Origin of the sequence: Methylomonas lenta (assembly GCF_001644015.1) — a bacterium.
In the GTDB taxonomy this organism is placed as follows: Bacteria; Pseudomonadota; Gammaproteobacteria; order Methylococcales; family Methylomonadaceae; genus Methylomonas; species Methylomonas lenta.
Map to the genome: position 1 here is coordinate 45,673 of NZ_LUUI01000161.1, position 20,979 is coordinate 66,651.

The 20,979-nt window shown below is 47.3% G+C and carries 16 protein-coding genes; 6 read left to right on the forward strand and 10 right to left on the reverse strand.

The annotated features are described in order from the left end of the window. Window positions 1–55: 55 nt before the first annotated feature. Window positions 56–1,765 (forward strand): proline--tRNA ligase, encoded by a 1,710-nt coding sequence (locus A1359_RS20360; protein ID WP_066987807.1) that lies wholly within the window; start codon window positions 56–58, stop codon window positions 1,763–1,765. Between the two features lie 58 nt (window positions 1,766–1,823). Here A1359_RS20360 and A1359_RS20365 read toward each other — a convergent pair whose 3' ends face one another. The 8 genes from A1359_RS20365 to A1359_RS22120 form a co-directional block, all read right to left on the reverse strand. Further along, window positions 1,824–1,994 carry a rubredoxin gene (locus tag A1359_RS20365; protein ID WP_066987809.1) on the reverse strand — a complete coding sequence of 57 codons (171 nt, stop codon included), beginning with the start codon at window positions 1,992–1,994 and terminating at the stop codon, window positions 1,824–1,826. A 209-nt stretch (window positions 1,995–2,203) separates the two neighbouring features. Next, window positions 2,204–3,424 (reverse strand): VOC family protein, encoded by a 1,221-nt coding sequence (locus A1359_RS20370; protein WP_066987810.1) that lies wholly within the window; start codon window positions 3,422–3,424, stop codon window positions 2,204–2,206. 30 nt (window positions 3,425–3,454) lie between these two features. Continuing rightward, window positions 3,455–6,736, reverse strand: coding sequence for a transglutaminase family protein (locus tag A1359_RS20375; protein WP_066987812.1), 3,282 nt, complete (start codon window positions 6,734–6,736; stop codon window positions 3,455–3,457). 299 nt (window positions 6,737–7,035) lie between these two features. Beyond that, complete coding sequence (locus A1359_RS20380) at window positions 7,036–7,797, reverse strand: proteasome-type protease (protein ID WP_066987814.1); 762 nt, start codon at window positions 7,795–7,797, stop codon at window positions 7,036–7,038. A 22-nt stretch (window positions 7,798–7,819) separates the two neighbouring features. After that, a complete protein-coding gene (locus tag A1359_RS20385) occupies window positions 7,820–8,809 on the reverse strand; it encodes an alpha-E domain-containing protein (protein WP_066987816.1) in 990 nt (329 codons plus the stop codon). Window positions 8,810–8,812: 3 nt separating this feature from the next. Next, window positions 8,813–10,240, reverse strand: coding sequence for a circularly permuted type 2 ATP-grasp protein (locus tag A1359_RS20390; protein WP_066987818.1), 1,428 nt, complete (start codon window positions 10,238–10,240; stop codon window positions 8,813–8,815). Between the two features lie 176 nt (window positions 10,241–10,416). Beyond that, the gene (locus tag A1359_RS20395; RefSeq protein ID WP_066987820.1) at window positions 10,417–11,172 is read right to left on the reverse strand and encodes a peptidase; all 756 of its coding nucleotides are present in this window, start codon (window positions 11,170–11,172) and stop codon (window positions 10,417–10,419) included. 108 nt (window positions 11,173–11,280) lie between these two features. Then, window positions 11,281–11,991: a hypothetical protein gene (locus A1359_RS22120; RefSeq protein ID WP_083960744.1), complete on the reverse strand. Its 711-nt coding sequence runs from the start codon at window positions 11,989–11,991 to the stop codon at window positions 11,281–11,283. A gap of 268 nt (window positions 11,992–12,259) precedes the next feature. On the opposite strand from A1359_RS22120, the gene zwf reads away from it, so the two are divergent. Next, window positions 12,260–13,753 (forward strand): glucose-6-phosphate dehydrogenase, encoded by a 1,494-nt coding sequence (gene zwf / locus A1359_RS20405; RefSeq protein ID WP_066987822.1) that lies wholly within the window; start codon window positions 12,260–12,262, stop codon window positions 13,751–13,753. 64 nt (window positions 13,754–13,817) lie between these two features. Here the strand turns inward: zwf and aqpZ are convergent, their stop codons facing one another. Then, window positions 13,818–14,510, reverse strand: a complete 693-nt coding sequence (aqpZ, locus tag A1359_RS20410; RefSeq protein WP_066987824.1) for an aquaporin Z — start codon at window positions 14,508–14,510, stop codon at window positions 13,818–13,820. A gap of 173 nt (window positions 14,511–14,683) precedes the next feature. Continuing rightward, window positions 14,684–15,229 carry a hypothetical protein gene (locus tag A1359_RS20415; RefSeq protein ID WP_066987826.1) on the reverse strand — a complete coding sequence of 182 codons (546 nt, stop codon included), beginning with the start codon at window positions 15,227–15,229 and terminating at the stop codon, window positions 14,684–14,686. A gap of 144 nt (window positions 15,230–15,373) precedes the next feature. On the opposite strand from A1359_RS20415, the gene A1359_RS20420 reads away from it, so the two are divergent. The 4 genes from A1359_RS20420 to A1359_RS20435 all read left to right on the forward strand — a co-directional run bounded on the left by A1359_RS20420 (window position 15,374) and on the right by A1359_RS20435 (window position 20,979). Beyond that, entirely contained in the window at window positions 15,374–15,856 is a 483-nt protein-coding gene (locus A1359_RS20420; RefSeq protein ID WP_066987828.1) for a YajQ family cyclic di-GMP-binding protein, read from the forward strand. A 79-nt stretch (window positions 15,857–15,935) separates the two neighbouring features. After that, the gene (locus A1359_RS20425) at window positions 15,936–17,273 is read left to right on the forward strand and encodes a hypothetical protein (protein ID WP_066987829.1); all 1,338 of its coding nucleotides are present in this window, start codon (window positions 15,936–15,938) and stop codon (window positions 17,271–17,273) included. 133 nt (window positions 17,274–17,406) lie between these two features. Continuing rightward, on the forward strand, window positions 17,407–18,984 hold the full coding sequence (locus A1359_RS20430; protein WP_066987831.1) for an inorganic phosphate transporter: 1,578 nt from the start codon (window positions 17,407–17,409) through the stop codon (window positions 18,982–18,984). 186 nt (window positions 18,985–19,170) lie between these two features. Further along, the gene (locus A1359_RS20435; protein WP_066987833.1) at window positions 19,171–20,979 is read left to right on the forward strand and encodes a Na/Pi cotransporter family protein; all 1,809 of its coding nucleotides are present in this window, start codon (window positions 19,171–19,173) and stop codon (window positions 20,977–20,979) included.

The window sequence follows — 20,979 nt, forward strand, 5'->3', positions numbered from 1 at the left end:
GCCCGCAGCTTAACCGGTAAAATAAGGTTTTATCTATAAATCGACTCTCATCAACATGCGTACATCACAATTCCCATTAAGCACAGTAAAAGAAACGCCTGCCGACGCCGAAATCGCCAGCCACAAATTGATGATCCGCGCTGGCCTGATTCGCAAAATCGCGGCTGGCATATATACCTGGCTACCTCTGGGGTTACGCGTGCTGCGTAAGGTGGAACAAATTACCCGCGAAGAAATGAACAAAGCAGGCGCTCTTGAAGTCTTGATGCCTGCGCTGCAACCTGCAGAACTCTGGCAGGAAACCGGACGCTGGGAAAAATACGGCCCGGAATTAGCTCGTATGCAGGATAGACATGCGCGTGACTTTTGCTTAGGTCCGACTCACGAAGAAATCATTACTGACTTAGCCCGCAACGAACTAAAAAGTTACAAACAACTGCCCATTACCTATTTTCAAATTCAAACAAAATTTCGCGACGAAATACGCCCACGTTTTGGTGTCATGCGTTCACGCGAGTTTGTGATGAAAGATGCTTACTCTTTTCATCTCGATCAGGAATCATTGCAGGAAACTTACGATTTGATGTATCAGGCTTACAGCAATATTTTTAATCGGTTTGGCTTGAAGTTTCGCGCTGTTATTGCCGACTCCGGCTCTATTGGCGGCGCCGTATCGCATGAGTTTCATGTGCTGGCAGATTCCGGCGAGGATGCGATTGCTTTTTCCAATGCCAGCGACTATGCCGCCAACGTTGAAAAAGCCGAAGCACTCATGCCATTAGGCCAACGTCCTGAACCGACACAAGACATGAGCTTGATCGACACCCCCAATCAGCACAGCATAGAAGAAGTCAGCCAGTTTTTTAGCGTCGACGCCGCAAGCTGTTTAAAAACCCTGATTGTGAAAGCCGAAGATAATACCTTGGTTGCTTTGCTACTCCGTGGCGACCATGAATTGAACCCAATCAAAGCCGAAAAAATAGCTGGCGTGCTCTCGCCTCTGCAATTTGCCAGCGACGAAGAAATCATCGTAGCCTGTGGATGCAAACCCGGCTCTATCGGCCCAATCGGACTAAAGATGCCTATCATCGCTGATCGAAGCAGCACTTTAATGGCAGACTTTATCTGCGGTGCCAATCAAGATGGTAAACATTACAGTGGCACCAACTGGCTGCGCGATCTACCTTTGCCTGAGCAGATTGCTGACTTGCGCATGGTGATAGAAGGCGACCCCAGTCCTGACGGCAACGGACAAATCACTATCGCTCGCGGTATCGAAGTCGGCCATATCTTTCAGCTTGGCAACAAATATAGCGAAGCCATGAATGCCGCTATCATCAACGAAGCCGGTAAAAATCAAATCATGCTGATGGGCTGCTACGGTATCGGCATTTCCCGCATCGTTGCAGCCGCCATCGAGCAAGGTCATGATGAGCGCGGCATCATCTGGCCCAACGAGTTGGCACCGTTCCAGGTGGCAATCTGCCCGATGAATATGCACAAATCTCACCGTCTTGCCGACACAGTGGAAAAGATTTATGGCGAATTATCCGATGCTGGCATTGATGTTTTACTGGACGACAGAAAAGTACGTGCCGGTTTTATGTTCTCAGACATGGAACTGATCGGGATTCCACACCGTATTGTATTGGGTGATCGTGGACTGGACACTGACACGGTGGAATATCAAGGCAGGACTGATAAAGAAAGCCAGGAAGTGGCCTTTGCAGACATTGTTAGCTTTATTAAAAGCAAGCTTTCCTAACTTGCTCAAAAAAGGGCGCACTGCGCCCTTTTCTTTTTGCTCAACCCTGTTTTAGGGATTAGCGCATCAAGTTGAACATGGATTTAATAGCACCACATTTTGGACAACCCCAATCTTCTGGCACATCTTCCCATAGAGTCCCTGGAGCCACGCCATTTTTGGGGTCGCCTAACTGCTCATCGTAAATGTGTCCACAGGTTTTGCATTTGTATTTTCTAAAATCTGCCATTTTTTTCTCCATAGATAGGATGGTTTTAAAACGATATGATTGTAACTCAAGCAAATATCATAAAAAACCACGAAAATTTAGGCTAAAACCAAACACGCCTTGAAGTCAAAAAAAGCCTGGTAAGCCAATCAACACAAAAAGATCCGGCAAATGCAGCGGACGGACAAATACAGCGCTATCTTATGCATACAAGAAATCCCTGATAGACTCTAAATCTTGCCTTTAACGCCCTCTTCCTGCCCGGCCGCATAAGTCAATAGAGCCACGTTTTCTCGGGTAAAGAACCCCTGAAAATCGCCAAAACGTTGAACATATTCGATGATCAACGAAGAAAAATCAGACGCCGAGGAGAAGATCTGTTTCAAGCCTTCTTCGCGTGAACCGACGGTGTCTAATAAAAAGCCTTTGCCTTGAGCTGCGATAGCTTCAACGATGTAATCGATATTTTCCCGGCCGTTGATTTGACCATCCTTCACTTCCACCGCAATGTGATGTAAGCGCGGGCCGTAATTACGCACAAAGGTTTCTGTAGGGCTAGGTAATTTATCCAGATGACCTACACAATAAGGATGATTGTTAGCAGTAAACACTTTGGCCGGGCTCATTGATTCAGGGTGTTGACGGACGTTTTTAGTCACATTGGTCGAGGAGTTTTGGTCCTTGATATCGTAACTACCCCAATAGTAATAACTGGATAAAGCCATATATTCCAGCAATGCCGGTTCTCGATTCTGACTGTAAACCCGGGTTGCAAGATGATCGATGGGCTTGACTAAATCCGCTATCCCCATACGCTCCTGCATTTCCTTGCCTCTATCGTTAGCTGCTTGCGCGGCAGGTAGAATTAGACACTCGCCATGTTGATAGACCCGAATTCCGTCGACCGGACGCTCCATGTAACCAACCATATTTTGCGTATACGGTGAAGGTTTAGACAAACTGATATTCAAGGGTAAATCCATTTCGGCCAATTGCCCCACCGAAAAAAACCGGAATTCCCGCTGCTGTTGCTCGGCCACCACAGCATGCCTATCGTTGGCCAGCAAAATCTCACCCAAATAACGACTATGCGGACGCATAGCGCCCACCGGATACATATTATTGAGGCTGCGAAAAATGTCGCTTTGATCCGGGCTTTTTATCTCACGTAATAGAATGTCCGGCGACTTCATATCAATGCGCAGCACATGAGTCATATGTTTGTCGCTATCGAGTGTTACCAGATATTGATACGGCGTCATTAAAGCCAGCTCAGCAATGTATTCGACTGAATTGCCGGGTTCGACGCTGATCATCAGTGCTTCGATACCGCCTATCATGTCGGTCAAGCCGCTACGATCACGCTCCTCCAGTAATCGTTGCAGATAATCTTCAAAAAAATCCGAGTTTTGTTTATCGCCAAAGCGTGGCAGGTTGGTTGAACAGAGCATATGGAACTCCTAGAAAATTCTAAACTTTAGTTATTTAGGCTGCCAGCGTAAATCCAACGTCATCGGAAAGCGTGGATTAATGGCTTCCTCTTTGACCTGCATGCTGCCAGCGCTGTGACCATGATCCCAAAAACGTGCCCGACGACGAGCTTCGGCTTCGTTGGCATTAACTGGAAACGTGTCGTAATTACGGCCACCGGGATGACTGACATGATAAGTACAGCCGCCAATAGATCGTCCATTCCAACCATCCAGCAAATCAAATACCAACGGCGCATGCTCGCCAATACTTGGATGCAATGCGGACGGCGGCGCCCAGGCTTTAAAGCGTACAGCAGCGACAAATTCACCCGGTACGCCGGTAGGATGCAATGGCACAACACGACCGTTGCACACCACTTGATGTCGATTACCTATCATGCCGGTAACTTTCACCTGCATGCGCTCCACCGAAGAGTCGACATAGCGAGCCGTGCCGGAACCGCTAACTTCTTCACCCAGCACGTGCCAGGGCTCGATAGCTTGACGCAATTCCATCTGCACGCCTTCATAGACCACGCTGCCGTAATGCGGAAATCTAAATTCAAAAAATGGCGCAAACCAGGCATCGTCAATCGCATAACCCGCACTGCGTAAATCACGGCAAATATCGCGCATATCCTGCTCGATAAAATGCGGCAACATGAATCTATCGTGCAAAGCAGTATCCCAATAAACCAGTTTGCCGCGATGCGGATTTTTCCAGAACCTAGCCACCAATGCCCGCAGCAACAATGATTGCAACAAACTCATGCGGTAATGGGGTGGCATTTCAAATGCGCGCAGTTCCAGCAAACCCAGTCTGCCGGTCGCCGTGTCCGGTGAATATAATTTATCGATGCAAAATTCGGCTCTATGCGTGTTACCGGTTAAATCGATCAACAAATTGCGTAGCAATCTATCCACCAACCAAGGTTGGGCACTTTCTTCACCTATGTTGAGTTTTTCTTCAATTTGCTGAAAAGCAATTTCCAGCTCGTACAAATTGTCGTCGCGGGCTTCATCGACACGCGGCGCCTGGCTGGTTGGGCCAATAAACTGGCCGGAAAACAAATAAGATAAAGCAGGATGTTGCTGCCAATAACTGATTAAGCTTTTCAGCAAATCCGGTCTGCGCAGAAAGGGACTTTCGACTGCCGTTGCGCCACCTAATGTAATATGATTGCCGCCGCCAGTACCGGTATGCCGGCCATCCAGCATAAATTTTTCAGTCGCCAATCGCGTTAGACGAGCCTCTTCATACAAAGCCTGCGTACGACTTTCTAACTCATCCCAACTAGCGGAAGGATGAATATTGACTTCAATCACGCCAGGATCAGGCGTCACGGATAAAGACAACAACCTGGGATCGCGCGGTGGTGCATAGCCCTCCAGACGCAGCGGTTGCTTCAGTTTGGCGGCACATTCTTCCACCGCAGTCAGCAACTCCAGCCAGGCTTCCAGACTGGTAACCGGCGGCATGAACACATACAGCATGCCATCCCGCACTTCCAGTGCTAATGCAGTATGAATCACTTCCTTCGCAGCTGGATCTTGGTTGATCGGCTCTGGTGTGCGTGCTTGTTTAGTACGCGGGTATTCGCTTAATTTTTCACGCGGAGCAAACGGGTCAGCCGGTAATTCCACTTCAAAATCATCAGATGCCACCCAAGGCAAACTACTCAGCGGTAAACGCAAACCCAATGGCGAATCACCGGGCAATAGATACAGCCTTTCATGCTTCAACGGCCACAAACTGGATTGCCAGACTATGTCTTTATCATCATTGGCTTTCAGTGGCAGCACAAAACCTTTGACGGCTGCCAGACCAGAACGCAACTGTTTTGCCAGCGCACCACGTACGTTTTTTTGTTGCAAATCGACCGCATAGGGATCGATATTAGTCGGCATGCGACTTTCTTCGTCCAGCACTAACCAGGGATCTTCATAAGCCGGAATCAGGTAGCCGGAATTGACATTCAGTTGTTCAGCCAATGCTTCGGCATAACGTTGCAAGCCCGAAGCATCGATTTCGGCTGCTTGCTCAGCAATCAGGCTTAAATCACGCCAAACCGGCACACCGTCTGTTCGCCAATACACACTCAAGGCCCAACGCGGCAACGGTTCACCTGGGTACCATTTGCCTTGGCCAAAATGTAAAACACCACCAGGGGCAAATCGCGCCTGTATTCGGCGCAACAAATCATTGGCTAACTGCCATTTTTCTGGTCCCAGCGCCGCAATATTCCATTCCTCCCCGTCCATGTTATCTACCGAGACAAAAGTCGGCTCACCACCTTGGGTTAGCCGTACATCGGCAGATTTCAATTCCTGATCGATACTCTGGCCTAAGGCGCGAATAATCTGCCATTGCTCTTCGGTATACGGTTTGGTCACGCGTGGATCTTCGTGGATGCGGGTGACGACCATTTCCACATTCAATTGCGCCTGGCAAATACTGGTTAAACCACTAACCGGCGCTGCGGAGGCCGGTGAAGCACTGACCGCCAAAGGAATATGACCTTCTCCGGCCAGTAAACCAGAAGTCGCATCCAAACCGACCCAACCTGCCCCCGGAATATAGGCTTCACACCAGGCATGTAAATCGGTGAAATCCTCCGTAGGCCCGGCGGGACCATCCAGGGGTTTTTCATCAGCCACCAGCTGAATTAAATAGCCGGAAACAAAGCGGGCAGCAATCCCCAGATTGCGCAGCATTTGCACCAATAACCAGGCACTGTCCCGGCAGGAACCGGATCTGTTCTGCAAAGTTTCTTCACAACTTTGCACCCCAGCTTCCATCCGGATCAGATAGGAAATATCATCATGCAACTTATGATTCAGACTAACCAGAAAATTAGTCGTTGTGATCTGTTGTGGAATCTGCGGCTTAAATGCATTCATCCAAGCGGTTAATTGCGGGCCTGGGGTTTCGGTTTCCAGAAACGGCGCCAGCTCGTCTTGCAAGATCGTCGGGTATTTAAACGGAAACTGCTCCGCCCATTCTTCGACGAAAAAATCGAACGGGTTGATAACCGTCATATCAGCCAGTAGATCAACGGTGATATCGATTTCCTGGGTCGGCTCCGGAAAGGTAATCCGCGCGACAAAGTTACCGTAGGCATCCTGCTGCCAGTGGATGAAGTGTTTTTCCGGCTTTACTTTTAATGAATATCCGGACACTGGCGTGCGACTGTGCGCGGCCGGCCGCAAACGAATTTCATGCGGTGAAGCGACCACAGCTCGGTCGAAAACATAATGTGATTTATGATGCAGAGCTACACGTATAGTCATGGGTTAGCCATTTTTTTCAATATTCATGAATTGCAATCCATCCCGACAAATTAGCGGCCGATGAATGGTTTCATTCCCATCTGCCACGCGAAACACGCAGGCAGTCAGAAATTTTTAATCTTAAATTTAGCCCTAAGGATTAGCTTGATAACTATTTGTTGAGGACAGGTAAACTTTTGCCGTTCTTCTTACCTCAAGTAGCTCATGCTTAGCCCAACCTGACCATACAAAATCAAATCATGGACTCCACTGCATGCAGTCCAAACTAAATTTTATGTTGTATCTAATCGCTATTCACGCTATTCAGAAGAGTCACTGTTTATATCAATATCCGTCAACCACTCCGGGTTAGGCAGTGATGCAAACACACCTTTTAAACCATCACTCCAACGCCGACTAATCTGGGAAAAATAAGGGTCATCCTGGGTAATGTGTTGCTGAAAACCCAGTTGCAGACTGGATGCGGTATAACAGGCCAAATCGATAGGCAATCCCACCGATAAGTTACTGCGCATGGTGGAATCAAACGATACCAATACACATTTCACGGCATCGCTAAGCGGCGTTTCCGGCGTAATGACCCGGTCAATGATGGGCTTACCATATTTGGTTTCACCAATCTGAAAAAACGGCGTTTCTTCGCCAGCCTCGATGAAATTACCCTCGGCATAGACCATGAAAAGACGCATATCCTCGCCTTTAATCTGCCCACCGACAATAAAATTGGCACCGGAATCAACATTACTCTGAGCCAGAAAAACACTGTCGTGCTTGCGCACTTCACGCAATGACTCACCCAGCAATTGCGCGACATCGAACATGGTTTCAGCATTCCAGATATTACGGCGTTCTGCGTGGCGACCATGCTGTTCCAATAAATTAATGGCATTTTGAGTAATTGACAGATTACCGGAACTCAAAATCACAATCACCCGATCATCCGCATTGACAAAACTGCGCATTTTTTTAAAACAGGCAATCTGATCTACGCCGGCATTGGTGCGCGAATCAGAGGCAAACACCAAGCCGGCATTTAATTTCAAAGCAACACAATAAGTCATTTCTCTATTTTATTTTGCAAGTTCATTGCATTTGTGCAGAAGTTCTCCGCAAACTAGTGGGCACTATTTGGTCACGCCGAGATAGATAGGAGGAACGAATTTCACGCCCCAATACAGCTGTGCTGGCTAGAAAATCTGTGAGGTATTCATGCAAGCCTTGGGAAAACACGTCTTTAATTAAACCAAAATGCAGGGCTGCGTGTTGCTCGCCAGCAAGCCTACGTGCTTCGCGCCCCGAACTCCCATTAATGTCCAGTAATGCGGCTTCCACTTCGTTCATGCAGGCATGTAAAGAGCGCGGCATATCCTCTCGTAACACCAGTAACTCGGCAACCCGCATCGGCGAAAGCACATCGCGATAGATCTTACGGTAGGCTTCAAAGGCACTGACCGACCGAAGTAATGAACCCCATTGATAATAATCCGCCGCGCCGCCGACATCATGCACGCTCGGTAACAAGATGTGATATTTCACATCGAGTATGCGGGCGGTATTATCGGCCCGCTCCAAAAAAGTGCCCAGTTTTATAAAACTCAGCGCCATATCTTTTAAAATCGTACCCAAAGTAACACCACGAAACAAATGGGAGCGATCTTTGACCCAGTCAAAAAAATCATGATACTTATCGGAGTCCATATTCCAGGTCATCCGATTAAGCTCCAGCCAGGTAGAGTTAATCACTTCCCACATTTCCGAGGTGATCGCACCCCGCACAGAACGGGCATTTTCCCTGGCTAATTTCAAGCAACTGTAAATACTGCCTGGGTTCTCAGGGTCTAACGCCATAAAATGAGTCACATTATCAGCCTGAGCCAAGCCATATTTTTCTTCATAACTCGCAGCACAACCGGTAATATTTAAAGGTGCGTACCACAGATAGGCTTCAGCACCTTCGATATCCAAAGGCAATAAGGCTGAGCGATGCGCCACATCCAACACCCGTGCTGTATTTTCAGCCCGTTCGATGTGGCGCGCCATCCAAAATAAGTTTTCAGCAGTACGAGCTAACATGATTTAGTCCTCCAAAACCCAAGTGTCTTTGGTGCCACCACCTTGCGATGAGTTAACCACCAGCGAACCATCCTGTAACGCTACCCGAGTTAATCCACCCGGCACCAAACGTATCTCTTTACCAGAAAGGACAAACGGGCGTAAATCAACATGCCGGGGCGCTACGCCGGATTCGACCATGGTTGGGCAAGTTGACAATGCCAGTGTCGGCTGGGCAATAAAATTTGCCGGGTCGAGCAAAATACGTTGTTTGTAAGCTTCTATTTCGTCTTTTGAACTGGTCGGCCCCACCAACATACCGTAACCACCCGATCCTTGTACCTCCTTAACTACCAATTCCGGCAAATGTGCCATCACGTATTTCAAATCTTCAGTTTCACTTAAACGCCAAGTGGGTACATTAGAGAGTAAAGGTGTTTCACCCAGGTAAAAGCGGATCATTTCCGGCACGTACAGATAGGTGGATTTATCATCTGCTACACCCGTACCCACGCCATTAGCCAGAGTAACATTGCCACTACGATAAGCATCCAGCAAACCCGGCACACCCAAAGCAGAATCAGGGCGAAAAGCCAGTGGATCGAGAAAATCATCATCCACTCGGCGATAAATCACATGAACTTGCTGTGGCCCTTCGGTGGTGTACATGTAAACTTTTTGCCGGTGTACGAATAAATCCTGCCCTTCGACCAATTCCACCCCCATTTGACTGGCAAGGAAGGCGTGTTCAAAATAAGCGCTGTTGTAAGATCCGGGCGTCATCACTGCGATGGTTGGGTCCGACACATTCAAGGGTGCAGACTCGCGTAAAGTATCTAATAGCATTTGCGGATAATGTTCCACCGGTTCCACTAAATGACTAGCAAACAATTCCGGGAACAAACGCATCATGGTGTTACGGTTTTCCAGCATATAGGAAACCCCGGATGGTGTGCGCAAGTTATCTTCTAACACATAAAAGTCATTCTCAGCCACCCGCACCAAATCAACACCGGCAATATGCGCATAGACCTGATTGGGTAGATCGACACCCTGCATGTACTTGCAATACAGCGCATTATCCAAAATCTGGTGTGCATCCATCACCCCGGCCTTAATAATTTCCTGGTCGTGATAGATATCGTGCAAAAAGGCATTTAATGCTCGTACTCGCTGTTTAATACCCATTTCCAGGCGAGCCCATTCTTTGGCGCCAAAAATACGCGGCACAATATCGAATGGAATCAGTCGCTCAGAGCCGGCTGTCTCCCCGTACACGGCAAAAGTAATCCCCAGACGCCTAAACAGCAATTCAGCTTCTGCACTTTTGCGCTCCATGGTGCCTTCTGACAATTTTGCCAGCCAATGCGCATAACGTTGATAAATGTCACGCACCGCGCCATTGTCGTGATGCATTTCGTTAAAGTAGTTTTGGTTAGGCTTCGTATTCATATCATATTAATAAGCAATTGATATGCCACTGCAAAATTACAGTGGCTTAGTCTTCAAAATGGGCAACAAGACTTATAGGCTGCACCAAATAGGAGAATTAGTTTGTGCATCCGCACCAAATCGGTGAGCCTACTAAAAACCATGCACTGATCAGCAACAGAGCCGATCAGTACAACTTATTGATAAGGACTAGGAAAGGGCTGCGCGTCGCAGCTATTGAGTTGCGGCATGGCAGCAAACCCTTCGGAGAGCTTTTCCTGCCAAATACGGCGCATTTGGATCAGATATTGATCGTCTTCCTCAAATCTGTAATATTCGTTCAGCACGAAACTATCCTTGCGGTATTCCAGCAGATCCACCGGCGGCCCGACGCCGGCATTGCTACGCATGGTTGAATCCATTGAAATCAAACAGCAACGCGCCACTTCATCCAGCGAAGTATCAATTTTCAAAAATCGATCCAGTACTGGTTTTCCATATTTGTTTTCACCAATTTGTAAATAGGGAGTTTGCTTGGATGAGGTGATGTAATTGCCTTCTGGATAAACCAAATAAATCCCATGAGGCTCATTTTCGATTTGCCCGGCTAACAAAAAAGTCGCTGAAGGGTAAAAGCTATTCTGACCAGTGCTCGCGTGGCGATGTTGTTTTGCCACACTCACATGCCCCAAATACTCAGCAGCCTCGGAAAGATACTTTACATTGTTGAGATTAGTTTCACTATTATCTTTAATATCGCGCCGTAACTGATCCAGCACAGCCTGTGTAGTGGCGAGATTACCAGCGCTTAGCAGTATGATTTTTCGATCATCAATGGTCGGCAGCATATGCATTTTACAGTGCACACTTACATTGTCGATGCCTGCATTGGTTCTTGAATCCGAAGTCAGTACCAATCCATCGTTGACCGATACTGCGATACAATAAGTCATGGTCAATCTCTATATAACTATATTAATAACAACCGGCAGTTTACTAAACTTCACTGGCAAAGACCTAACAACATATTCAAATAATCCTGTCATATGGCAATAAAATGATCAACTTGCAAAGCGCTTTTCCAACTCATAACGAATATGACTATCGTAATGTCGCTGCAACACAGAATCACTAGGCCGAGGTGACATTCCATTCTGAATTTCTGTTTTTATTTGCTGGATAAAATGCCGTTTAAGCACTGAATCTTCAGGCACGCTTGCTGTGCCGCTGACAACAAATTGATCAATTGCCGTCGCTTTTGTAGCAGTTGTTTGAGTTTGTTTGATAACAGCTTGTTCGATTGCGCTCTTAATAGACGAGCAACTGTCTTCGGCAAGCGATTCTTGCACAACTGGCGATACATTGGAAACAGCCATTACTTTGTGCAAAGCATCATAATGACGTCTCAAAATAGAATCTTGCGGGACTTCACTAGACGGCAGGTTGCTAACCACAAACTGAACTTTGGCTTCAGCCTCTAAGCTGTCTAACGGGTTAATTTCAGCCTCAATTTGCGGGTCCGGTGCGGGTTTTAGCGCCGAACCAACCGATTGATCTTGACTTGGTTTTTCATCCGGAAGTGGCGACAAAGACTCGAATGTAGGCGCAGTTCTTTGCGATTCACGCCCCTGGGGACTATTTTTATTGTCACCTCGCTTGATCGCACTAAAAATCAGTAGTATCAGAATCACGCCCACCAGCAATAACACCATGGCAATTTCGCTAGACTCCATGGTTTTCATCACATTCATTAGTTCTTCAAATTTTGCCATCTCAGCCTCCTGTACTTTTTTTATGAGTTTGATTCAACAGCTTGTCGTATCATTTATCGGCCACGGATACGATGATTGTTTTGTTTTTACTACAAAATTCGCGGCAAAGATACCCCTTATTGCAAAATCGTATTTCGTAGAATTTATCCATTCAATACTATGGCTTTGCTGAAAACAGCCGGTAAAAAAACACCTAAAAGTTTATTGTTTTCCGACCATCATTAACCGCTTAAAATCAAATCAAACAGCTAAAAAAGGAGTACACCTCATGACCTATGAATCCTGCACCTATGTAATTTTCGGTGCAACCGGGAATCTGGCTCGACTCAAACTGATGCCCGGGTTTTATCACCTGGACATGGAAAATAAACTCCCGGAAGGCACCCGCATCGTCGCCGTAGGCCGCAGACCATGGGATAGAGAAAAATGGCTAAGTGAAGTACGCACGATGCTGGTGGAAAAATTCGGCGGTAAATTAGATGAAACCGTATTTAGCCGCTTTAGTGAGCGTTTGTTTTATCACCGCGGTGATCTGGATGATGCGCAATGCTATCAACAATTGGCAACCACGCTAAATAACGAGGCCGAACATTTTCCTAGAAATATTGCCTTTTATTTGGCCATCGGCCCCGATGATTTCGGTCATGTCATCGAATCGCTCAGCGAAGTTGCTCTATTATCGGAAGAATACGGCTGGCGCCGAGTGGTAATTGAAAAACCTTTTGGTTATGACTTAGAAAGCGCTCAAGCTCTGCAAAAACGCCTGGAACGCTATTTAACAGAAGATCAGATTTACCGCATCGACCATTATTTAGGCAAAGGCATGGTGCAAAACGTGCTGGTATTTCGCTTTGCCAATATCATGCTGGAACCAATATGGAATCGCAATTACATTGACCACATCCAGATTACCCATGCCGAAGACATGGGTATCAGTACCCGCGGCGGTTATTATGATACGGCCGGCGCCATGCGCGACATGTTGCAAAGCCATTTACTACAATTGCTAACGTTGGTTGCCATGGAGCCGCCAATAGCCATGGATGCCGAAGCCCTGCGGGATGAAAAAGTTAAAGTCCTGAAATCCATACGCCCCATTCCTAAATCCGCAGTCCATGCGCATGCCTTCCGTGGTCAATATGCCAAAGGCAACATCAACGGTAAAAAAGTTAACGCTTATCTGGAAGAAGACAATATCCCAGCTGATAGCACCACCGAGACTTACGCAGCACTGAAACTGAATATCGATAACTGGCGCTGGCGCGGTGTGCCTTTTTATCTGCGTACCGGTAAGCGCATGGCGGCAGGACAATCCAGTATCTCTATTTGCTTCCGCCACCCACCGTTACAGTTTTTTCAAGGCACCCACATTAGCTGCATGAACCCCAACTGGGTCATCTTAGGCATCCAACCGGAAGAGTGCATTCGCATTGAAATGATCGTCAAAGACGCCGGCCTGGAAATGCGCACACACACCGCCAGTCTGGATACCGAGTTTCGCCAACCCGACCAACGCCACGTAGATGCATATGAGGATTTATTACTGGATGTAATACAAGGTGACCGTTCACTGTTTTTACGCTTCGATGAAGTTGAAGCCGCCTGGCGCATTATCGACCCCATTCTGCAAACTTGGGCTACCGAACGCGATTACATCCCGACTTATCAGGCCGGCACCTGGGGACCAGTGGAAAGCCGCCGATTATTTGAAAAAGAAGGCCAATTCTGGCGCAGTTCATTAATGCCAGAATGCGAAATATGATTAAAGTTTGCTAAAAAAAGGGCGCAACGTACAGCGTTGCGCCCTTTTTAGCTTTAAGCCTTAGTTAGGCCGCGTCTTCTTTACCTAAAAAACGATATACATAAGCGCCAATCACAGCACCTAAAATGGGTGCAACCCAAAACAACCACAATTGGCCCAAAGCCCAGTCGCCCACAAAAATAGCTGTTGCCGTGCTACGCGCAGGGTTGACCGAGGTATTGGTGACAGGAATACTAATCAGATGAATCAAAGTCAAACACAATCCGATCGCGATGGGCGCAAAACCCTGCGGTGCACGAGGATCGGTAGCGCCAAAAATCACTAGCAAAAACATCATCGTCATCACGACCTCGGAAACCAAAGCCGATAACAGCGAATAACCACCTGGCGAGTGCTCGCCATAACCATTGGAAGCAAATCCGGCAGACACATCAAACCCGGCTTTACCACTGGCAATTAAATACAACACACCGCCCGCCACAATACCACCCAGTACTTGCGCAGCAATATAAGGGGCCAGCTTATTAGCCGGAAAGCGTCCACCGACCCACAATCCAATCGAAATTGCTGGATTTAAATGACAACCCGAAATATGTCCAATCGCAAATGCCATGGTCAATACGGTTAGACCAAAAGCGCACGCCACACCTAACAAGCCAATACCAACTTCCGGAAAAGCCGCCGATATAACCGCGCTACCGCAACCACCCAAGACCAACCAAAAAGTTCCAAAAAACTCAGCACCATACTGTTTCATGTGATTCCCCTTATTATTTTATTATTTGAAAAATCATCCATAATCAGCCGAGTCATCCGCAATTAACGATCAAACCACCCAGTTTCCGTTGCAAAAAGTCTAACGATAAACCAGGATAAGTCAAAGAAAACATTAGCCTACCGCCCAACTCAATCGCCAGGAAAGCGACTGTGTTAATGCCAACCACCATATTGCGTGGTCGGATCACCCCGGAAGCCGGCAGTGGTTTTATTGCTGGCTGGCACGGTACCGGACTCTTCCGCTGCTCGCACCAAGTTTTTATGCGTATAACCGCCAAAGGCTTTAGCTTGTTCTGCGATGCGGGTACTCAATTGATTAATGTCGAATTTGCTAGCCCCGGCATGCACCACCGCCGAGATCATTAGCGGATTGTCACTGGCGTCAGCAGTTGGGTAATACCCTAAAACGATAGGCAATACGGTCCCTGCCGGCACATCCAGACTATATTGCGAACTACCATCTAATTGTGTTTGAGACAATTCCTGTCCTGATTCAGTGAGTGCTTTGATAATCCCGGTTTTGATCGGTCCATCATCATTTGTCACCAAGCCATGCAAAGTCTTAACTTTTTCATACTTTTGCACACTGACCATAGTACCGCTAGACGATTTTGGCTTAGAATCACACCCGGTCAGCAGCCCGCCACTGAACAGCAAAATACAAGTAAGACCTAAGCTTTGTTTTAATATACGTTTCATGATTTTCTCCCCACCTGTTACTAAAATACGACCAAATCAGTGTAACCTAATCGGCTTCAGAATGCCGCTTAGCAGAATAGAGGTTGAATTCAGCCCGTATCACCATTATAGTGAGCCGCCCTTTTCCACTTACAAATCAAGACCATGCCCTCTTTCGATATCGTCTCCGAACTGGACAGTCACGAAGTGTCCAATGCCATTGACCAGGCTAACAAAGAAGTCACCACCCGCTTTGATTTCAAAGGCAGTAACGCCAGCTTCGAGAAGCAGGATGACAACATCATCATGAAAGCCGAATCAACCTTCCAACTGCAGCAAATGCTGCCGATTCTATATGCCAAAATGGGTAAGCGCGGCATCGACCTTGCCAGCCTGGAGAGCGGTAAAATCCAGGACACCGGTAAAACCGCCCAACAATCTATTGCCTTAAAGCAAGGCATAGAAAGCGATATGGCTAAAAAAATCGTCAAACTGATTAAAGACAAAAAAATGAAGGTGCAAGCGGCCATCAATGGCGACAAATTGCGCGTCACAGGCAAAAAGCGTGATGACCTACAAGAAGTGATACAAATGCTGCGTAGCGAAGATGTAGGCCAACCCCTGCAATTCAACAATTTCCGCGACTGATTTCATCCAACTCAACTAATAACCGCTGCTGCAATTTACTGCGCCAGCGGTTTTATTTTTATACGGTATTCTTTCCTGCATGACAGTTTTCGATAATCACTTAGGCCTTCAACGTGCCGAACAACTCAATCAGGATTGTCATTGCGTATCACTCAATCGGCAGCAGCTGCGAAAAGAATTATTGGCACAACCGGATGGTGAAGTCCTTTATCAAATGGTTGTTGAGGATAGACCGCATTTTATTTCTGATGTGGCAGTGTTTGTAGCCGAAAGCAGCCTGCAAAAACAGCGCGACATCATAGCGGCCATAGAACGCGTCATCGCCATGCCAACCTATCAGCAACGCGTATTGGCTTACGCGCCAAAATCGGCCCGGTTTCACCCCAAGGCCCGCGGGGTGTTTTTGGGCTACGATTTTCACCTGGACGAAAGCGGCCCACGCCTGATCGAAATCAACAGCAATGCCGGTGGTGCTTTGATCAATCTATTGCTTAGCAAGGCCCACAACACCTGCGACAACTGCCCTTGCCAACTGAACTTTCCAAGCTCTACCTCCACGGTAGAACAGACTTTTATCAACATGTTTCAGGCTGAATGGCGATTGGAAGGTCATTTACAAGCTTTGAGAACCATCGCCATTGTCGACGAACAGCCACAACAGCAATACATGCTGCCTGAATTTCTGTTGTTTCAAAACCTGTTCGCCAAACATCAAATCAATGCAGTGATTTGCGATCCCGCCGAGCTGACTTATCGGGAGGGAAAGCTATGGCATGGCGAAACCGTTATCGACCTGGTGTATAACCGCCTGACTGATTTTGCCCTGGAGCAGCCGCAGCAGCAAACCTTGCTGGACGCCTATCTGGCCGGCGCGGTTACCGTCACCCCGCACCCGCAAAATCACGCTTTGTATGCCGACAAACGCAATCTAGCCCTTTTGACCGACCCCGAAGCCTTACAAGCCATCGGCGTCGATACCGCGACGCAAGCCATTTTGTTAGACGGCATTGCCAAAACCATTCTCGTGAATCAAGACGACGCCGAAAGCCTCTGGCAACAACGTAAACAGCTATTTTTTAAACCGGCCAAAGGCTACGGAAGTAAAGCGGCTTATCGCGGCGACAAATTAACCAAACGTGTGTTTAACGAAATACTGCAAAAAGATTACGTGGCGCAAACCCTGGTACAACCCAGTGAACGCCAATTGCAACTGGGAAATCAAGCTATCGAACTGAAACTGGATTTGCGCAATTACGTATACCACGGCCAAATCCAGTCCACCTGTGCCCGGCTTTACCAAGGCCAAACCACCAACTTCCGTACCCCCGGCGGTGGCTTTGCTCAGGTGATTGTGGTGCCAGAAACCATTGAACCCACAAAAGCCATGTTCACGGAAAATAGCCACAAATTTTGCTAGAGACAGCAACGCTTATCTGTACAGCACTCGGTTAATTCCAGTTCATCAGCGAGGGACAAAAAGCGCACCCAACCTAGTTGGCTGCATTCGGTTAAAATGGTTGTTTAAATCATTATCTGGATGGAGTAGGTGAGTGGATCTAAAAGACATTAACCAAATCGCGGATGCCAGTTTTACCTCGAGAAAAGAAATTTTCAGGGTAGGCTTGTCGCTGATCTTTATCATTTCAGTATTATTATATGTCGCGGCAAGCACACAAGCTTTCGAAGGCCATTATTTACTGACTGCGGCGGCCGTATTTGGTGGTTATATGGCGCTTAACATTGGCGCCAACGATGTAGCTAATAATGTGGGCCCAGCCGTAGGTTCCAAAGCTTTGTCGATGGCCGGTGCGATTGTCATTGCCGCCATATTCGAAGCCTCGGGCGCCTTGCTCGCCGGCGGAGACGTGGTTAGCACGATCAAAAGCGACATCATCAAAATCGATATGCTTGGCAACTCCGATACCTTTATTTGGCTGATGATGGCTGCACTGTTAGCGGCTGCGATTTGGTTGAATATTGCCACCTATTTGAATGCACCGGTTTCCACTACGCACTCCATTGTCGGTGGCGTACTGGGTGCGGGCTTGGCTGCCGGTGGCTTACATATCGCCAATTGGCCGGTGATGGGCAAGATCGCAGCCAGCTGGGTCATTTCTCCACTGTTGGGCGGTATATTCGCCGCGCTTTTTCTTTTCATCATCAAACGCAAAATCACCTATCAGCAAGATATGCTGGCTGCCGCAACGCGGGTGGTTCCAGTTTTGATTGCAATCATGAGCTGGGCTTTTTCGGTCTATATCCTGTTAAAAGGCGTCACCCATGTCTGGAAAATCGATACCACGACGGCGACCATCATCGGCTTAGCAATTGCAACTACCATCTATTTCATTGTTAAAAACAACATCGGACGCCGTTCTATGCAAATGGCCGATAACAAGGAAAGCGTCAATACCCTGTTCACGTTGCCATTAATTTGTTCGGCAGCTTTGTTGAGTTTCGCACATGGTGCTAACGACGTCGCCAATGCGGTAGGGCCGCTTGCTGCGATCAATGACGCGGTGCTTCAACACGGTATCGCTAGCAAAGCGCCAATACCTTTATGGGTAATGCTGGTCGGTGCGACGGGCATCTCTATCGGTTTGGCTTTATACGGCCCGAAATTGATTAAAACCGTTGGCAGCGAAATTACCGAATTGGACAAAATGCGCGCGTTTTGCATCGCGTTATCGGCGGCGATCACCGTTATCTTTGCCAGCCAATTGGGTTTACCGGTAAGTTCAACTCATACGGCTGTCGGCGCGGTGTTTGGTGTTGGCTTCTTAAGGGAATATTTGAAACACAGTAACGCAAAGCGGATGGAAGAAATCAGTCTTCATCATGAAAACAGCGATCCCGAACAAGTTGAAGCTTTTTTAAAAGCGTTCAGAAATGCTTCGATCGATGAAAAAGGTTTGATGCTTAAATCGTTGAAACAACAGGCGAAGCTGCAAGAAGCCAGCTTGTTGACCAGGCAGGAGCGGAAAAGCCTGCAAAAAGTCTACCGCCAACAATTGGTAAAGCGCTCACATCTGTATCGAATCGCTGCCGCATGGCTGATAACAGTCCCACTATCGGGCGTCATGGCGGGTCTGATTTATTTTGCGATTCGCGGCATGCTGTTGCCTTGAGCGCACCAATAAGGATAACCCATAACCGTCGTCTGTTTCATATAAGAGGCTCTTATCGTATCGCGTCAGCAGCCAATTTATGGGCTTTTTGACCACCCGCTTCCGTAAGGTCAATGCACGCGTGGTCTTTCTTAGTTGTAAGCCATGGCGCGGTCAATTGGATCCTGCAAGTTAAGGAAACATCAGATGATTAAAAACAGCCTGTTTTTTTTGCTTCTCGGCTTGTTGGCGCTTGGTTTCTGGCTAAGCGCGGACTTTAAAACCATAGTTGCCGGTATTGCGATTTTTTTGTTCGGCATGCTGTCTTTGCAACAGGGTTTTAAGGCTTTTACCGGTGGCACGCTAGAACGCATACTTCGTAATACTACTGACAGCACCATTAAACGCTTGCTGTTTGGTATAACCACTACCACTTTGATGCAGTCCAGTTCTTTATTGTCGGTGCTAGTTATCTCATTTATCAGTGCTGGCTTACTGGATTTAGCCGCGGGCATAGGCATTATATTTGGTGCAAATCTTGGCACTACGACTGGAGCATGGTTAGTAGCCGGCTTTGGCCTCAAGGTCGATATTGCTGGCTATGCCATGCCGCTATTGGTATTTGGCGTCATATTGCAATTAACCAAACAGAAAAATCTGCAAGGCATAGGTCAAATCCTGCTGGGCCTAGGCTTTTTGTTTCTTGGCATCCAATACATGAAAGACGGTTTTGATGCCTTCAAGGGGAATATAGACCTAAGCCAATATGCCATGATCGGCATGCGCGGCTTGTTGACTTATGTCCTGGTTGGAATTGTCATCACTGTGATCATTCAAGCCAGCGGTGCAACGATGGTATTGATTATTGCAGCACTTGCTAGTCAACAGATTAGCTATGAAAATGCACTGGCGCTGGCGATAGGCTCCAATATAGGCACTACAATTACCGCAATTTTGGGTGCCTTAGGTGCCAATATCAAGGGTAAGCGTTTGGCCGGGGCCCATGTGCTGTTCAATGTATTTACCGGGGTACTGGCGATCGTTTTGTTAGACCAGTTCGTTTGGTTGGTTGATGTTCTTTGTCACTATGCCGGTATCGCCACAGATGATTACACTTTGAAGTTAGCCATGTTTCATACCGTATTCAATCTGGTAGGCGTCATCATAATGTTACCAGTGTGTGAGCCAATGGCTCGATTTCTTGAAAAAGTGATGCAGGAAAAAAAGGCCACTGTCGATCTTCCGCGCTTTCTGACAGTATCCGCTCTGCAGTATCCCGATACGGCAGTTGAGTCGGTATATCAAGAAACCAGGCATTTATATGAGAATGCCAGCCATATCATTCTGAAAGCTATCGGCCTGCATAGGCGTGATGTATATTCCGAGCAAGACCTCGATGAAGTGATCAACAAATATCCAGTAATTAAGGATTACGATATAGATGAGGCTTATGAACGCAATATCAAAGGTTTGTACAGTGCAATTATCGAATTTGTAAGCCAAGCGCGATTTACCTGGGAAATGCAACAATCAGGCCGCTTACACTGGTTACGCGACGCCAACCTGCAATTGGTGGAAGCCGTAAAAGGCGTGAAGCATTTGCAGAAAAACCTGTTAAAGCAAAATCGCTCTTACAACCATTATTTGGTTGATGAATATCATCGTATACGGTACCAGGTGGCGATGGTCATCCGCGAGTTAGGGAAAATAAAAAACAGCGAAGTTGTCGATGAATTACCGTTGTTGTCGATGGATATGCTTAAGGGGCGCATCAAGGAACAACGCCAGACTGCTATCGAAATTATAGAAAACCTGATCCGGGAACACAAAATAAGCGCCGAAGCGGGCACATCTTTACTGAACGATAATGCCTATGTCTATGACATCCAGAGCAATCTGCTTAGCATGGCAGAAACCGTATTCATTAACTATGCTACTGATTCAGTGAAGGCAGAGAAGGAATTAGCCTTGACCGATCACGAACTTCTAGAAGTCTTAAATCCAAGCCGGCACTAG

Excerpts from the sequence above, each read along its gene's own strand:
- A1359_RS20435 (WP_066987833.1), top strand. The coding sequence starts at position 19,171 with ATGATTAAAAACAGCCTGTTTTTTTTGCTTCTCGGCTTGTTGGCGCTT.
- A1359_RS20390 (WP_066987818.1), bottom strand. The coding sequence starts at position 10,240 with ATGAATACGAAGCCTAACCAAAACTACTTTAACGAAATGCATCACGAC.
- A1359_RS22120 (WP_083960744.1), bottom strand. The coding sequence starts at position 11,991 with ATGGCAAAATTTGAAGAACTAATGAATGTGATGAAAACCATGGAGTCT.
- A1359_RS20395 (WP_066987820.1), bottom strand. The coding sequence starts at position 11,172 with ATGACTTATTGTATCGCAGTATCGGTCAACGATGGATTGGTACTGACT.
- A1359_RS20365 (WP_066987809.1), bottom strand. The coding sequence starts at position 1,994 with ATGGCAGATTTTAGAAAATACAAATGCAAAACCTGTGGACACATTTAC.
- A1359_RS20375 (WP_066987812.1), bottom strand. The coding sequence starts at position 6,736 with ATGACTATACGTGTAGCTCTGCATCATAAATCACATTATGTTTTCGAC.
- aqpZ (WP_066987824.1), bottom strand. The coding sequence starts at position 14,510 with ATGAAACAGTATGGTGCTGAGTTTTTTGGAACTTTTTGGTTGGTCTTG.
- A1359_RS20420 (WP_066987828.1), top strand. The coding sequence starts at position 15,374 with ATGCCCTCTTTCGATATCGTCTCCGAACTGGACAGTCACGAAGTGTCC.
- A1359_RS20360 (WP_066987807.1), top strand. The coding sequence starts at position 56 with ATGCGTACATCACAATTCCCATTAAGCACAGTAAAAGAAACGCCTGCC.
- A1359_RS20370 (WP_066987810.1), bottom strand. The coding sequence starts at position 3,424 with ATGCTCTGTTCAACCAACCTGCCACGCTTTGGCGATAAACAAAACTCG.
- zwf (WP_066987822.1), top strand. The coding sequence starts at position 12,260 with ATGACCTATGAATCCTGCACCTATGTAATTTTCGGTGCAACCGGGAAT.
- A1359_RS20415 (WP_066987826.1), bottom strand. The coding sequence starts at position 15,229 with ATGAAACGTATATTAAAACAAAGCTTAGGTCTTACTTGTATTTTGCTG.
- A1359_RS20380 (WP_066987814.1), bottom strand. The coding sequence starts at position 7,797 with ATGACTTATTGTGTTGCTTTGAAATTAAATGCCGGCTTGGTGTTTGCC.
- A1359_RS20425 (WP_066987829.1), top strand. The coding sequence starts at position 15,936 with ATGACAGTTTTCGATAATCACTTAGGCCTTCAACGTGCCGAACAACTC.
- A1359_RS20385 (WP_066987816.1), bottom strand. The coding sequence starts at position 8,809 with ATGTTAGCTCGTACTGCTGAAAACTTATTTTGGATGGCGCGCCACATC.